This window comes from Paenibacillus sp. Soil750 (genome assembly GCF_001428045.1).
Classification (GTDB): Bacteria; Bacillota; Bacilli; order Paenibacillales; family NBRC-103111; genus Paenibacillus_E; species Paenibacillus_E allorhizoplanae.
In genome coordinates this window covers 65,933-82,570 of sequence record NZ_LMSD01000023.1, presented here as the reverse complement: position 1 = coordinate 82,570, position 16,638 = coordinate 65,933, and the positions used below count along the sequence as shown (strand labels likewise).

Genomic DNA, 16,638 nt, shown 5'->3' with positions numbered 1-16,638 from the left:
CCTTTCTAAAAAGTGGGGAGATTTGTCAACGACAAATCTCCCATGTTCCTAACTTATCTGTTTATCTATATTTAGAATTACTTCTTACGGAGATCGGCGACCTTAGGCGCTTTTTCCAGTTCGGATAGAAGTTCATCTCCACCACTGCTGCGCCAATTTTTCACGTAAGCATCCCAAGCAGAATCGACATTCAGCTCACCTGTAATGGACTTAAACAAGAATTCATCCGTTATTGTTTTTAATTTTGCAGCGTATTTGGTATTCAACTCATTGTATTTCGTTTGATTGAAATAATCCCACTTGAAGGGACGATAAGCAATTTTCCTGCCTGCTTCGGCACCAAAATACAGATCTGTCAATTTGGAAACGGCAGCATTACTATAGTACGCATTGACATTCCCTAATTGGATCGGCAAACTGTAGTAACCTATACCATCTTTTTCACGATCAGCTTCTGCTGCCTGTTTAGGAATGACAGCTGACTTATAGGGCTCAGCTTCCCACGAATAATCTTTTCCTTCTTCACCGAACGCTGAGAGCATGAGCCCATCTTTGTCCAAATTAATATAGTCAAAGATCTGGAGAATACGAGCTAACTTTTCATCCGAGACATCCTTTTTGATGACCATCGCGTAGCCAAATCCATCTACAGGCGTATATGCGGCTGAACCCTGCTGACCTTTAGAACCGATTGGCGGCGGGGTAAAAAGAAATCTTGCATTGGGATCCTTCAAAACGAGATTTCCAGGCGGGCGATTGAACGTAAAGGGCACCATGCCTGCCGCTTGAACCTGTACCTGCGCAGCACCGTATTTCCCAGCAGCAAACTTTTCCCAGCTTTTAGCACGGTTTAATGTGGTGAATTCCGGATCGATATACCCCTTTTTATTTAGAGAAGCCATATATGTCAGAAACTCTTTATAGTTTTGGCTGATCGCATAACCAACCACTTTCCCATTGTCCTCCAGATTATAATCCCAACCAAAGCCAAACGCCCCAGCTTCCGTATTTAAAGCCCAAGATGCATCGCTATTATTCAGAAGCAAACCATACGTATCCTTTTTACCGTTCCCATCAGGATCATTATTGGCAAAAGCTTCGAACATTTTCTGCTCTTCATCGAGAGTAAACGCTTGCTTTGAGAAGAAAACTCTTTCGGCACCACCGGAAGTACCCACGGGTACGATTTCCCCTTTAGGCTTAAATCCGAGTTTTTCCATCCAATCCAAACGATAAACCTGACCCCATGTGAGATTATCCCAATCTTGTTTATAACCCGTAAGGGCATAATATTCACCATTCTTGCCTGGGACCTGATTCACTTTCCACCCCGTCGGCTGATCGCTTAACACTTTTGCGTAATTAGGTGCGTATTTCATGATCATTTCCTTGGATATGCTCCGAGTGACAGCATCCGAATATAGCTTATCCGGTGCATCCATGAAGGCGATATCAGGCAACTCCCCCGAAGCTACCATCAGATTTTTTTGTTCCTTGTTGTTTACGTCCAGTTTTCGATTCTTCAATTTCACATTGAATTTCTTTTCAATCATTTGTTGAACCTGGTTGTTGTCTTCAATCTTACCTCTTGCCCCTTGGCCAACCCAACTGATTTCCAGCGTTTTTGTGGTTTCGGCAGGCTTGTCTGATGCACCGGTAACGTTCGGCTCGCTCGTTGTTTTTCCCCCCGAGCATCCCGATGCCATCAAGACCACGGCCAAGCTTAGTGAGGTAACGCTTACTGTTTTACTTTTCATATTCATCCCCCTACTCTTATCGCTTGCCTTACCTTTTCATTATAAATAAGAAGCCCCTGAGATCTGTAACACAATCATCAGGGGTTTATAATACGAATCTCATACATTTGAGGACGCTTCCATCGAGTTGACGCTCTGGTACGGAAGACGGATTGTCACAGTCGTTCCAGCACCAGCATTATGAATCGACAAGCCGTACGTATCACCAAAATGGAGCTTAATTCTACTATTCACATTATATAATCCTACATTTCCCCGTTCTCTATTCTCCAAACGAAGACGAATTTCATCTAGCTTATTTTGTTCTATGCCGGGCCCGTTATCCTTGACGACCACTTCGATATGATTTTCCTTTTTCATACAGCTGACCCTAATCCTAATCTCGCTGTTATTCATCTTAAGCGTATGTCTTATTGAATTCTCAATAATGGGCTGTAGGATCATCTTATTAACGACACAATCGTTCAACGATTCGTCCATATGCCATTCGATATAAATCCTATCCTTATAGCGGTAGCTCATGATCTTCGAATAGGACTGGCAGTAAACGATCTCTTCTCTAAGCGTGGTCAATGAGCTGTCTTTCCCCATGGCATATCGAAACAGACGACTCAATAGTCCAATCATATCTACAGCTAAATGGCGTTCTCCCTTTTCGATCATATACATGATATTTTCAAGTGTATTGTAAAGGAAATGGGGATTAATTTGTGCCTGCAGCGCCTCCATGTGCAGCTCCCTTTTCTCAAATTCAAGGGTTAGCTTTTCCTGATTCGCATCCAATGTATCCTGTACCAACCTATGAATCCTCTCCAGCATGTGGTTAAAGGAAATTCTTAGCTGTTCAACTTCATCAATCGCAAAACTTCTATGGATAGTTAATTGATTAACACGATCAAGATCAATGCTCAGATAACGGTTTTGAATGGAAGCTAACGGCTGCACTAAATACTGTGACATCAAATAAGAAAATAGGAGAATCAGCAAAAAAAGAAAGACCAACAAATAAATATCATCGAAAAAGAGACGTATTACCTGATCCCTAATCGCCGAAGCATCGTATCGGGCAACCACATACCAGGGTAAAGCAGCGATTTTCTTGGAAAAATATATGGCGTTATCCGTGCGGAATAGGGTCCCCTCCGATTGATTCAATTGAAACGGAATGTCGGCTTTCTGCCCAATTCTTCCCGTATCCGGATGGGAGATTATACGTCCATTTTCATCAATGATAAACGCTTCACTCCCGTTCCCGTTCAGATCTGCATACAGATTGGTGAAGAAAACACCGTTTATATCCGTTTTCATATAAGCAATCGGGCTTGAATAGCGATTAATATCTACGATGCCTATACTTAAACTTACCGTAGAGGAGGCCGTATCCGTCGGTGGAAGCCAGTAAAGAATAGGTTTACGGCTAATACGCATTTGTTCGAAAAAAGATGGATCAATTTGGGTCGCATGCTTATACCGATTGCTGTAGATCAATTGATTATTTATCGAATAGATGCCAATGGTATCCTCACTGAGAATTGGCAAAAAACTATCATAAATGAGTTGATCCATATGCTGTTGCAGGTTATTGCTCGGTTGATCTACGTAGGTTACAACAAACGCATCGTAAGCCAAGCGGGTCATGGCAGACTCTTTTTGATCGGCAAATAACTCTACCCTATGAGCTGTCTTATCAAACAGCGTATAAAACGTTTCTTCCAATTCCTGCGTAATAATTTTTGATGATTGCACATAAAAAACCGTAACGAAAAGACAGATAGGAAGTAGTATCGTAATTAAAAAATAGGCAAAAAAACGGTCCCTCATCGTGAACCTATTGTATCGATTCCGTCCATCTTCGACAGGTTCCCATCGTTCCTCCAAGCTGCGCTGCCTGCCGATCCAACTAATCAGGCTGTGCAAGGGGAATAAGATTTTACGGCCAATTAAATGCGATAGAAAAAAAGTAAGCAATGCGCTGCCGCCTAGTATGATGAGCGAATATCCCCCAAGCGCCAGAAGCTGCCTTTTATGAAACCCAGATTCGTTTTCAGCCAAAGCGATGCGGATATCATGAAATCCGATATCCCGAAAAAAATAACGTTTCCCCAAGAGTGGAATTCCGTCCATTTGCTGCGTATTCTCCGTACTTTTCAGCAGTTCATTGATTTCTGGCGTAACTGCGCTCCCCTTAAATAATACTTGGTCCTTTGCATCTAAGACCGCCAGAGATTCACCGTATGGAATAATATGATTGAACGCACCTGCATTTAAATTGATCGTGAGTATTCCGAGTGAACCTTCTGGACCTTTAAGAGGACACATAAAGTAACTCGATTTGTTCCATGCGTCCAGTAGATTTCGCAGCGCGTCATCTTTGATGTCCAAGGAATTTAAGCCAAATGCTTGATACGTCTGGTTTATGGAGACGAACCTGATCTGATTGTCCAGGTTGGAAAGTGACAATTGATTGCCTTCAAAATAATAAGAGGAATACTTGGCATTCGAACTGTACTGGCCCCCCCTTGTCCAAACCGTGATGCCACTGATGAACTCATTTCCTTTATTCAAATTAAAAAGGGAGGACTCTACATTTTGCGACAGACTCACCTTTTCATACGAGCTTGCATCTTGTCGCTCTAATTTGTCCAACGATTGGATTAATATGGTGTTATTCCGCAAACTATCTATGGTTTGGTAAATATCTTCGAATTGTTTGCGCACATCCGCGGTTGTTTGATTCAATTTCATGGCTTGCATCATATCGGTTTTCTCATCAATGTAACGGACGGTTTTCACATAGAGCACATAGCCGATAATGATGAGCATTAGCGAGACGATCGAAAGGGAGAAAAGCAACAAAAAACGATTCAGCTTTATCTCTTTTCGCTTCATTACATGCCTTCCTTGGACTGGAAGACCGATCCGCCAGATTCTCTATAGGTTTGCGGCGTAACACCGCTTATGCGTTTGAATATTTTATTGAAATACGAAAAATTGCCATAACCGACACTCATCGAAATTTCAAAAACTTTGTAATCGGTATGCAACAATAATTTCATGGACTCGTTGATTCTAACCTCGTTCAGATAATCAATAAAATTCTTTCCCGTTTCCCGCTTGAATAATGTGCTGAAATAGTTCGGATTGACGTGCAGCCGTTCCGAAACGTCTTCAAGCTTGATTCGTTCTGGATAGTTTTCAGTAATATATTGCTTCGCAACAGCAACATACGAATTGCGATCTCCATTCGTCTTTACGACCAAATGTTTAACGGAATTAACGGGTTGCCCAGCTTCGTTCTTTAAACTATTGGCGACATCTCGGAACAGCTCGAGAAATTCATCGCGAATAATTGGCTTAAGCAGGTAACCTTTCACCCCAAAACGTATCGCCTCTTTAGCATATTGAAAATCATCATACGCACTCATCAGTGCAACCTTGATGTGAGGAAATTCACTTTTCACGCACTGTGCAAGTTCTAATCCCGTCATATTCGGCATTAAAATATCCGTCAAAATGACATCCGGATGACATTCGCGTACCATTTGTAGAGCTAATTCTCCATCTGAAGCACACCCTGCCACTTCAAATCCAATCTCAGCCCATGGCATGTTATTGATTACCCTTTCGCGAATAAACTCCTCATCATCAGCAATCAATACTTTGTACATCGGATCCCTTCCCCCCTGTTATAAGCGCTTACAAATAGAGAAGATTGTTTCTCCTTATAATCCCTTATAATTAGATGTTACCTTGATAAGTATGAAAAAACAACTACCGTCTATAGACGGTAGTTGCCTTGCCTAAACCATTATTGTGGTATCTAACACTGCCGCCATTAAATCGATTCCAGTCCGTTTAAACGGTGGATCTGTTTCCGGCGCATCGAATGCCGGATCCTCAACCTGCATATAGGTAATGATGGCTTTACCGGATTTTGTGAACATACAATTCAGATTGGTATATTCATTCGGTCCCACCGCAATATTCCCCACTCTTTTCCAGGATTCCCCGCCGTCTGTAGAAACTGCTGCGCTTAAAGGTGTACGCCGTCCGAAATGATGCTTGCCGGGTTCGTAGTGACTATCGTTCCATAACAGAAGGAGTACATCGGTGCCGGGAACTCGCCGTAAACAAGTGCATGATTCCGGCGATTTCAAACCGCTTGTTTGTGGTAAGCTCCACGTGTTGCCGCCGTCCATTGAAGTACACATAAACACCGCGCCCAATTGAGACCTGATGGACATGAGAAGACGTCCGTCGCTCATTTCAGCAACGGAGGATTCCATAGCGCCACGCATAGGCAAATCTACGGTACCAGCTGCACGCGTCCATGTAAATCCGTCATCATCGCTAAAGTAGCATCCTATCTCATTGTGTTGACCACCTTGATGGCCTGTGCCGAAGTGGAATGGAAGTAACAATCGACCACTGGACAACAGGTTGATATGGTTCGCACCGCCTTGCAGCCACTGACCCTTTGTACGTTCCCAAATGTGCGCAAGAAATTCCCAGGTTTCGCCTCCATCCTTCGAAACATAAGCTTCCATAGTGGAGCTGGCTCCCCCCTGATGGCCTCTTAAGCAATGGAGAATTAACGTTCCATTGGGAAGAAGACACAGACCAGGGGCCTGCACATTATGATCTTCCGGATTGACATCGATAAGCATCCGCTCGCGTTTCCAGGTCATTCCGCCGTCCGTAGAAGTTTTGGCATAAATCCGGCATAAATCGAAATCGCTTCCAAAAGAACCATCATACTTGTGCCAAACGGCTAACAATGTGCCATCCTCCATCTCAGCGATGGAAGCCGTATCATTCCTAGGGTTATTTGCAGCGGATTTCGCAATTGTCGCGTATTTTATTGTATTCATCATGTCATTTCACCTCGTAAATGGTCATGTAGTCAATTTTTTATACATTCACTTGATTTAGAAATGGTTTCCCCTCACGATAGTTCATCAGATTGTTCAAAAGCAAATGACAGAATCGATCGAATTCTTTGACCGACCGTCCTCCCGAATGAGGTGTAATGATCACATTATCCATTTCCCATAACGGACTTTCCTTTGGAAGCGGTTCTACCTCGAAGACATCAAGCCCCGCGCCCTTCAGCCTACCGCTAATCAATGCCGCATGCAGGACATTTTCATCGACGATACTTCCGCGAGCCAGATTATAGAAATAGGCCCCATTCTTCATAGAAGCGAACATTTTATAATCAAACAATTTCTCGGTCTGTGCGTTGCCGGGCAAGATCAGGATCACATGATCAGCTTTCGCTACAGCTTCCTTCATTCGGGAGCTTGGGTATATTTCATCCATGTAAGGATGTGATTCCCCGATTTCACGACGTACACCAATGGTACGAACGCCTAATAGGCGCAGACGTCGCGCGATTTCTGTGCCGATGCCGCCCACTCCGACGATGCATGCTGTGCTGCCATACACCTCTTCATATTCTGATTGACGACTCCAGCTATGCTTACTCATATCGCGTATGTGATGCGAAATACGGCGCGTCAATGCGAACATCATAGCAATTAAATGCTCTGCTACAGCAACAGACATGACACCGCTAGCATTACAAAGCGTAAAAGAGGGATCATCTTGATGTTTATTGCCTAAGAAAGCGTCATAACCAACGCTTCCTAATTGGACAAGCCGAACCGGGCTTCCTGCAAGCCATTCCGCTTTCGGCCAACCAACCACAATATGAGACCTACTTATCTTTTCACGGAAAACAGACTCAGAAGTTTCTTCGTCTATTCGTTCCATTGACGCCCAACCGGACAAAGCCTGGCGGATACGTTCCATGTGTTGTTCCGTAAAACCATTAACTGCAACCAAGACATGAGGTTTCATGGTTTATTTCTCCCACCTTCCTATTAGGAAACCGTAAGCGGAACCCGATATACAGAACCTGGCATGTATGGGTATTTTTCTTCCAGCCCTTCGGGCCAATGTACTCCCAATCCAGGGGTTGACGGAACCTGTATACATCCGTTCACCATTTTTAAGGGTTCAACCATCATTTCCACACGCAGGGGATTCGGTACATTGGAAAGTTCTAGAATTGTGCAATTCCTAGAAGCAAACGCAGCTTGGAAATTCCCCATGATGCCCACTCCTCCGCACCATGCATGAACGGCAATCGGAATGGACTTACGTTCGCACATTTGCGCTACTTGGCGGAACACGCTCAATCCCCCGATAACAGCAGCATCAGGCTGGAACAGGTCGAGCGAATTCGCTTTCAAATATGATTCAGCTTCTACAAGACTTGTAACCGTCTCGCCTCCTGCAACCGGGATGTTGACGTGACGGCGAATTTCTGCAAATCCTTCATAGTTAGTTACCTCTGCTGGTTCTTCCATCCAAAGGAGGTTGTATTTCTCAATGCGTTTTGCGATCTCAATTGCCTGTTTGACGGACCATGGATATTTCGCTAAGCCTTGCGCTGCATCGACAGCCAGCCCGATATCCGGGCCAAGTGCTTCACGACACACGGCTACCTTCTCTTCAATCGCGTCGATATCCGGGAGCAGGTTGATACGAATTTTCACCGCCCGGAAGCCTTGCGTCACATAGTCACGCATTTCTTGTTTAAGCTCGTCAATCGGCTTATTATTACCACCGCTCGCATAAGCCCTAATTTCATTATGCACCTTGCCACCAAGTAATTCGTACACTGGAACGCCAAGTGCCTTGCCTTTTAGATCCCAAAGTGCCATCTCGATACCGCCAATCACGCATTGCGTTAGCCCCATTCGACCTAGATAATAATTAGCAACCCGCATTCGATCGGACATCTCAAGAACGGACATGGGGTTTTGCCCGATCAGATCGTGCTCCATTTGTTCCGCTATTCCTCTGACTGCTTCGGGTGCATAAGTGCCCGCGTAGGTTTCACCCAAACCATAGATGCCTTCATCGGTTTCCACTTTCAGAAAGGCCGTTGGACGGTACCCTGTTTTCAGACAAATTTCCCGCTCCGCATCTCCTTTATTGGCGTACGGAGCGCTGACAAGGACACATTTAACCGCTATAATTTTCATTCCATTTTTACCCCCTCGATGTTTAATTTTCACCCAATAACTCGTTTACTCTGCTATTTATTATATAGAGGAAGCACGTGAACGCCGTAACACAATCCTTAGAGGTTTATAATACAATTTTCACCGATTACTTCCTTCCATCGGAAGGCCGGATGTCCAATCAACCTAATAGTACTTGAATAAATCCACCAAATCTAAATTTCATCCCGTTATCGCATAGTGTTCCTAGTGATAATATGAGAGAAACCTCTATTGAGGACTTTCAAAGATGAGCGACCGCGCTTAGAGGAATCTAAATTTTAATGGAGGGGATACGGTAGCAAGTATCTACTTATGAATGCGCTTTAAATAAACTATGATTCATGGCAATTGATATGTTAGGAGGAAACTTTATTATGAAAGAAAATCAAAAAATACTTCTTTTTAGCCTCTGTTTCACTTTCATCTTTACCTTGACACTTGGGTGCTTCATTGTTGTAAATTCATCTGTTGCTCATGCGTCTTCACCATCTTCTTACATACTTGATGAAAAGGTAGCTTATCAAAATGATGGTTCAAATAACTTTTGGTGGACTCACATGCGATGCGCGACCATTCCGGGCGGTTCAAGTCCCCAAATTATGTGTACCGTTTCCAAAGATAAGAATGAAAGCCCTACCAATTTCTCGGATGTCTTTTATGATATCGCTTATACGTCCAGCACGGATTTAGGTGAGACTTGGTCATCGCTGACAACCATTCCTCAATTTCAATGGAAGACACTGCCGGATGGTTACCAAGGTATGCTAATTGATCCCGTGCCCGTGTATCATAAAAAAACAGGAAAGATCATCCTGTTCGGCATGGCCCAATCCTATGGCCTTAATTTTGCTAAGAAACATAACTACCCCGCTTATGCGGTATACGATCCTGCCACTTCAACTTGGAGCAGCGATTGGTATTTATTGGACTGGCCTAATATTTACGGACATACCGGCAGTGTTTATCCTTATGAAGCTGAAGATGGTACAGGAGACATTCTTTGGCCAATCAATTTATTGGACGGAACGGGCTCCGTAAAGGTTGTTAAAGCCTCATTTAACGGCACTGCGCTTTCCTACATCAACCAAGGTACGTCGGTACCCAATTCAGGGGGCAACGGGAACCGTTCCGGTATTGAAACATCCCTTACCAAGTACAATAACGAATATTTTATAACCCTTCGCGATGATATCCAGAACAGATTGTCCAAAAGCAGCGACGGTTTAACTTGGCAGTCAGCAGTGACTTTGCAATGGGAGGACGGAACAGCTGTAACCGGAAGTATGAATACGCAGATGCACTGGGTGACACAACCGAATGCACTATACCTGGTCTATACCCGACAGGACGCTTCTAACACGGATATCCTTCGATATCGGGCTCCCTTATGGATGGCTGAAGTCGATCCGGTCACGCTTCGCGTCAAGAAAGACACAGAACAAATCGTGATGTCGATAACGGACAACCGGGCGCAATTGGGCAATTTCGGAACCACTGCGGTTACACCTGATTTGAGCATTGTGACAAGCAACGAATGGAACTCCCTCGTTCCGAATCGAGCCATTGTTTCGAGAATTTGGTGGAATAAATCTAACATCGGTACTTGGAGCTTAGATGAAACCTCAGGAACGACAGTTGTGGATTCCGCTGGCGGCCTTAATCCCGGAACCATTGTGAACGCGACGCGAGACACAAACGGCAAATTTGGAAGCGCTTTACACTTTGACGGCAGCGGCGATTATGTAAACTTAGGCAATCCTTCCAGCGGTGCGTTTGACTTCGGAACCACACAAAACTTCTCGGTCTCTGCTTGGGTGAAAACCAGCGTAACGGGTACAACCCAATATATTTTAAATAAAGGGAATACAAACGCTTCATACTGGTTACGATTCGAAGCGAACAATACCATTAAATTCCTACTCGACTATGGCAGCACCTTTGACGCCGCTCAATCGACAGCCACCTATACGGATGGGCTATGGCATCATGTTGTTGGTGTCGCTGACCGAACAGCGGGACTTAAACTATACGTCGACGGTGTATTAGTTGGGCAAGATACCAGCCCTGCAAGCGGTACCATCTCCAACTCCCTTCCATTAACCATCGGAATCAATTCTACAAGTACAATGAATGGTTTCATTGATGAAGTGAGCGTATACAACTATGCTTTGAATTCAACGGAAGTGGGACATTTATACGGGTTGAGTGGATATTGGAAGTTTGATGAAATCACAGGAAGTACCGTGCTGGATTCTTCCTCCAATGGTTTTCATGGAACCATTACGAATGCAGCTTGGAGCAATAGCGGTAAATTTGGAAGCGCTTTGAGCTTTGACGGAAATGGCGATTATGTATCTTTGGGAGATCCCTTCAGCAATGATTTTGATTTCGGTAGCACAGGGGACTTCACCATTTCCGCATGGGTGAAGACAAGCGTCCCGGGTACAATCAAATATATATTGAATAAAGGAGATTCAAATGCCGCATATTGGTTACGATTTGAAACAAATAATACGATTAAGTTTCTGTTGGATTATGGTAGTACCAGTGATGCGGTCCAATCGACAGCAACCTTTGCAGATGGGCAGTGGCACCATGTTGTAGCCGTAGCCGAAAGGGTTTTGGGGCTAAAACTATACGTCGATTCTGTTTTGGTCGGCCAGAACACTATACTTACGGGTGGGAATATATCTAATGCATTTCCTTTGACCGTAGGCGTCAACTCCGCAAGCTCGATGAACGGCCTGATTGACCAAATTAGGATTTATGCTTATCCATTAAGTGCAGCAGATGTCCAAAGCTTGCAATAGAATTCCAACAATCACATTAAAAAAGGTAGTTACTGCGTTATAGCAGCATCTACCTTTTTTCATCTTGTCAGCTGTCGATATCCGCATTCGACCCCATTTACATTTTTTACAATTCTATTTGGATCATACGAATTTGTCCGTTCCATTATCAATGCTAATATGGAGACTATGCTCATCGTCCCCACTCAAGAGTATCAAAACCAATTTCTCGGAAACCATATTTTTTCCTAATATTGGATACTGGTCCGTGGTTATGTAGACCATCCATTTTCCTACCTCCTTTCAGCTCATCAGCATCCTCCGCCGTAAACCTCTCGCCAACAAGCCTTTTCTTGATGCCGGAAGGCATTTGAATCATTAATAGCATATGGAGCAAGAAAAGCATAGTCCATCGGAGCAAAGAAAGCAGTGGGGCATCAAAAAGTGACGCTTTCCAATGAAGCGTGCAATTGCTATGGTGGGATCAGGCCCCGATCGAGCAAGTTGACAATGGAAAGGAGAGTAACGAATGACACTCGCCAAACAAAGCTGAGTGACGGATCGGGGAATGGTTTCGCAGGCGTTCAGATCAATTAGAAAGCGCTTACAATTAAATGGGCAATTTGATTTCAGATCAGGATAAGGGAGTGAATGTGATGTCCGTGAAAACGTGTATGATCCGTTTGATGCTTGTTCTGCTTGTGCCAGTCATGCTACTTAAGGAGGTCCTCATGCGATTGCAGAGTGTGAGAAATCGCCATCGTGGATTGAGGGCGGCCGCGGCCGTGATCGCTGTCACGGCGAGCGTTATTGGGGGAGTCGCACCCCAGGCCGCAGCAACCATGCCGCAGGCCAATGCAACTTTGAGTTCGCCACCAATTTATAGCGGTATAAACAAGGCTTGGCCCGGCGATGCAGACAAAGATCCGACGCACGCCGCGACTATCAGGAACGGTACGGCGTGCTGGACGACGTCACAAAATCCATTAAACCCCTACGTCTACGTTGATGTCGCAAGCTCCACGAAACCTGCGGGCGCAACGTACGCGATTGTGTCCGTTGATTACTTTGACGCAGCGGCGACGACCATGGCCATTGAGTATGACGGCCAGGGCAACGCATACCAGGCCACCCCGTGGATGCCGACAAGCGGCAGTCAGACCTGGAAGAACCAAATCTTTGAGCTGAGCGGAATAAAGTTCGCCAACGGAACGAACGGCGCAGATTTCCGTCTGCGTGTTCATAGCCTGGGCGGCGTCATCCCGGGAATCTGTTTCGCACAAATCCAGGTGACCTTTGCAACGACTCCAGCGCTGTCATTGATGAACCCAAGCCTGCTCTTTACAACCAATTCCGCAAACCTGGATTTCGGCACGGTGGGTGATTCGGTTTCATATGACATTTCAGATGATCAGGGTGTGAGTCTTCGCACGGGATCTATCCCCGTAGGCACCGACGGACATGCTCCGCTATCCGTGATTGACCTCGGGCCGGGGTTCTACAACCTCACTTTCTCAAGCGTGATTGATGACCAAACGGTAACGCGCACCACAACGTTTGGCATTGTGACCCCGACGCCAGCGGGCGCCTTGAGTCCTGACTCCTTCTTCGGAATCGACACCCATTTTGGTCACTACAAATCCCTCGAAGATGGACTCATGAACGCATTGGCGACAATCGGCTACGGCCACATTCGAAGTGACATCAACTGGTCGCTAATTGAAAAGCAGCCAGGTGTATACAACTGGGCTGGGTATGGCTTTGAATCCAAGTCACAACAGTCTCTTGACCTCGGCATGACTCCCCAGGGAGTCGTGGCATACAACAACACAAATTATGACAACGGGAAAACGCCGAGCTCCGTGGCTGGTCTGGCCGCATTTGGTCAGTTTGGGAAAGCTGCCGCCGAGCACTATAAGGGCAAGGTCAGCGATTTCAACATCTACAATGAGTTCAATGGCACCGGCTTCAACAATGGCGCTTGCGGTACTACCGCAGCCTGCTATGTGCAGATGCTTCAGGAAATGTACGGACCGATTCACGAAGGAAACCCAGATGCGAACGTCATAGGCCCGATTACTTCCACCATTGATGATAACTGGAATAGTGCCTTTTTCGCTGCCGGCGGTATCAACTACATTGATACGTTCTCGACGAATGTCTACGGCTACGCTCTGGAGGGGGCAAACACTCCGCCCGAGCGCACACTGTTGGTATCGAAGCTTCCTGCGTTGGTGCAGCAGGTGAAGCAGGCAGCTGGAAATCGGAACGTCCCAGTGTGGATTACGGAGAACGGTTGGCCGACGTATGCCGCCGCCTCCACAGAGCCCCAGCAAGCGGACAACCTGGTGCGTGCTCAGGTGCTAGCGAAGGCAGCCGGCGTGGACGTCTTCAGCTGGTACTCGGCAATGGATGACGGTACGGACCCCAATAATAGGGAACATCACTTTGGGTTATTCAGGCAGCCCGTCGCGGGTGTACTCGGCGTAGCTCCGAAACCTGGAGCTGTCGCAAATGCCGTCCTCATTCGCGCGGTGACCGGAAAGACGCTTGGTACTCGCGATGGCCTCGGCTCCGGTACCGCCTACTCGTATCCGTACACGGGAGGAGGTTCGACGACTCGGGTGATGTGGTCCACCGGCTCCGAGAACATTGCTTTGCACACGACCCAGCCTCTTATCATCACGGATGAATATGGCTCAACGCAGACGGTAAATCCGACAGACGGCACGGTCGTTCTTACGCTCAACGGCAGCCCGATCTACGTCACCGGTAACGTTGACAGCATGGGAGTGACACAGTCTGCGGTCACGATGAAAGTCGCCGACCAGTCGATCAAAGGTGATACGGTCGCTGTTACGGTGACTGCAGACCGATCGAACCCCAAGACGGACCTTCCCAATGAGTTGACAATCACTGCGAACGGGGCACAGCCTGTGCCCCTTCGTACTTCTCCGGGCAAGATAACGAGCGCTACCATCAGCATTCCTGCAACCACGCTCCTCGGCCAGCGAACTGTGGCCATAAACGTGACCAAAGTGAAGCCTGGGAAAGTGAAGCCCGAGAAAGAGAACCACGACAAGCACCAGCCGAGTCTTGTTGCCGACTTGAGGGCAACGACAAATGTCGTCAAGCCGTTCGAGATCAGCGTCCAACCGGCGATCACTTCGGATGCGACGTCCCGAAGCTACTTTCTCGACATCGCGCTGAAGAACAATCGAACCAGCGCCTTCACGCCGACCAAGATTGCCTACCAAGTAGGGCCGGCATCAGGGACTGTGACAGATCTGGCGAATGTCCCTGCAAATGGCACCGCTTCGTTGCGTGTCCCGCTCTCCGACATTCCGTTGTTCGACTCCCTGAGCTATAACGTGGCCTTCGACAGCGTCGGTGGTTCGGACGCTTCATCTGGATCGATTTCCTACGCTCCCATCGAGCCCACGAACCATCAAACCCTGCCCGCAATCGACCTAGCTACGCAAGCGACCTGGGTATCGATATCAGGGACGCGCAGTGGTAACAGCGACCTAAGCGGGCAGCTGCATATCAACTACAACAGCGACGCGCTTGTGATCGACGCCACCATCACAGACGACAAACACTTCGGCGCGCGCACACCAAACACATTGTGGCAGACCGATTCCATTCAGTTCAGCACCTACGACCGAGTGCCGGGACAGGTCGGCGGTAAACGCGTTGAGTTCGGCGCAGCGCTTCTCGACAGCGGTCCGGCGGTTTATACTTTCACAGCGCCTGCTGGCCAGCAGGCGGGACCAACCCCTGGCGTCCAAGCGAACATCACTCGAAGCGGCAGCACCTTGCACTATGTCATCTCTGTTCCGTGGGCCTCGCTTGGGTTTAGCGGGCCACCGACGCAGACCATCGGAATGTCGTTTCTGGTGAATGACGATGATCGAGGCTCCACGGGCGATTCCCGCGATGGTTTCTTGCAATGGGGATCGGGAGTCGGAACGACGCCGAAGGACCCCTCATTGTTCCGCAACGCACAACTAGTGCAGTAAAGGACGGATCTGACCCGAAAATCATCAGGACCGACCCGAGAAATGGAAAACAGCTGGTCACCAAGTCGGTCTCGCCCGTCACGGATCGGCTACTTCCCTTTGCTGATTCGTTTCGCATGCCGCGTTGAGCCGGCAGTCGGAACGCGCAGCGTGGAAAGAAAATTCCCAAGGTTGCCGCCGTGGTCTTGTTGAGGATTGTCACGGCATTGAGGTAAACGGCCAAAACCGGGGAGCATCCTCTAAGTCGAATGACTTGGGGATGCTCCCCGGTTTTGTAATAATTTTAAGGATAGGCTCAGGAGGATGAATTATGAAATATCGCAAAAACTTGAAATGGATATCGTCGTTTAGCTTCGTTAATGAAGTACGAATGGGGTAGGATCGCATCGCATCGATTCAGGTACCAACGAGGTCGAGGCGGATTGTCATCAAGTGGAGAATTATTTTGTACGACAGCACCGACAACGCGTCGTGATACGAATGCTGTAGCGCGCCCAAATCTTTCCATCTTTAAAGCCGATCACCAAACCGTCCCGCGCTTCAATAGCGATCCCTCGGTACTCGGTGTTAATCAACTCCTCCGCCACATTGCATAGCGCTTAGCTATATAAATGAAGATCCTGCGGAGTCGCAATCCCCGATTTTCCATCGAACTCAGCTACCATCACGATATACACAAGCCGCCATTTGCTAACTGGCTGTGTTTCGGGCATTTGCCTGTACTTCCGATTACTGTCCGCCAAAATGTACAACAAGGAAACTTCGAAACTGCTGAATTCGTCGTCTGCCGTATGGTCGCTTTTTCATTCATTTCCGCTATACGCCTGCAGTTGTTTCATCACATTCGAGAGAACCCGATTCACTGGCCGGAACATCCAGCTTGGAGCACCGGTCGGTCGAGCTTGTAAGGAGTATGTAACTGGCAAATGCTGAATATCGATCTTCGACATAATGGACCACCTGGCTATCGTATTTAGTAAAAACACTTGCTCCC

The 16,638-nt window shown here is 46.8% G+C and carries 9 protein-coding genes; 2 read left to right on the top strand and 7 right to left on the bottom strand.

Annotation, left to right across the window (positions count from 1 at the left end):
* Window positions 1-77 precede the first annotated feature (77 nt).
* From ASL11_RS20795 to ASL11_RS20770, 6 genes are all read right to left on the bottom strand, one after another.
* On the bottom strand, window positions 78-1,757 hold the full coding sequence (locus ASL11_RS20795; protein WP_056619081.1) for a hypothetical protein: 1,680 nt from the start codon (window positions 1,755-1,757) through the stop codon (window positions 78-80).
* A gap of 99 nt (window positions 1,758-1,856) precedes the next feature.
* Window positions 1,857-4,646: a sensor histidine kinase gene (locus tag ASL11_RS20790; RefSeq protein WP_056619078.1), complete on the bottom strand. Its 2,790-nt coding sequence runs from the start codon at window positions 4,644-4,646 to the stop codon at window positions 1,857-1,859.
* Entirely contained in the window at window positions 4,646-5,425 is a 780-nt protein-coding gene (locus ASL11_RS20785; RefSeq protein ID WP_056619074.1) for a response regulator transcription factor, read from the bottom strand. The genes ASL11_RS20790 and ASL11_RS20785 overlap by 1 nt, the downstream gene beginning before the upstream one ends.
* Window positions 5,426-5,557: 132 nt before the next feature.
* Complete coding sequence (locus ASL11_RS20780; RefSeq protein ID WP_056619073.1) at window positions 5,558-6,631, bottom strand: sialidase family protein; 1,074 nt, start codon at window positions 6,629-6,631, stop codon at window positions 5,558-5,560.
* A gap of 37 nt (window positions 6,632-6,668) precedes the next feature.
* The gene (locus ASL11_RS20775; protein ID WP_056619070.1) at window positions 6,669-7,619 is read right to left on the bottom strand and encodes a D-2-hydroxyacid dehydrogenase; all 951 of its coding nucleotides are present in this window, start codon (window positions 7,617-7,619) and stop codon (window positions 6,669-6,671) included.
* A gap of 23 nt (window positions 7,620-7,642) precedes the next feature.
* Window positions 7,643-8,812: a mandelate racemase/muconate lactonizing enzyme family protein gene (locus tag ASL11_RS20770; RefSeq protein ID WP_056619068.1), complete on the bottom strand. Its 1,170-nt coding sequence runs from the start codon at window positions 8,810-8,812 to the stop codon at window positions 7,643-7,645.
* 395 nt (window positions 8,813-9,207) lie between these two features.
* On the opposite strand from ASL11_RS20770, the gene ASL11_RS20765 reads away from it, so the two are divergent.
* Window positions 9,208-11,643 carry a sialidase family protein gene (locus ASL11_RS20765; protein WP_056619065.1) on the top strand — a complete coding sequence of 812 codons (2,436 nt, stop codon included), beginning with the start codon at window positions 9,208-9,210 and terminating at the stop codon, window positions 11,641-11,643.
* Between the two features lie 635 nt (window positions 11,644-12,278).
* Window positions 12,279-15,644 carry a hypothetical protein gene (locus ASL11_RS20760; RefSeq protein ID WP_056619062.1) on the top strand — a complete coding sequence of 1,122 codons (3,366 nt, stop codon included), beginning with the start codon at window positions 12,279-12,281 and terminating at the stop codon, window positions 15,642-15,644.
* An 803-nt stretch (window positions 15,645-16,447) separates the two neighbouring features.
* Here ASL11_RS20760 and ASL11_RS36595 read toward each other — a convergent pair.
* The gene (locus tag ASL11_RS36595) at window positions 16,448-16,594 is read right to left on the bottom strand and encodes a hypothetical protein (protein WP_157256993.1); all 147 of its coding nucleotides are present in this window, start codon (window positions 16,592-16,594) and stop codon (window positions 16,448-16,450) included.
* Between the last annotated feature and the right edge of the window lie 44 nt (window positions 16,595-16,638).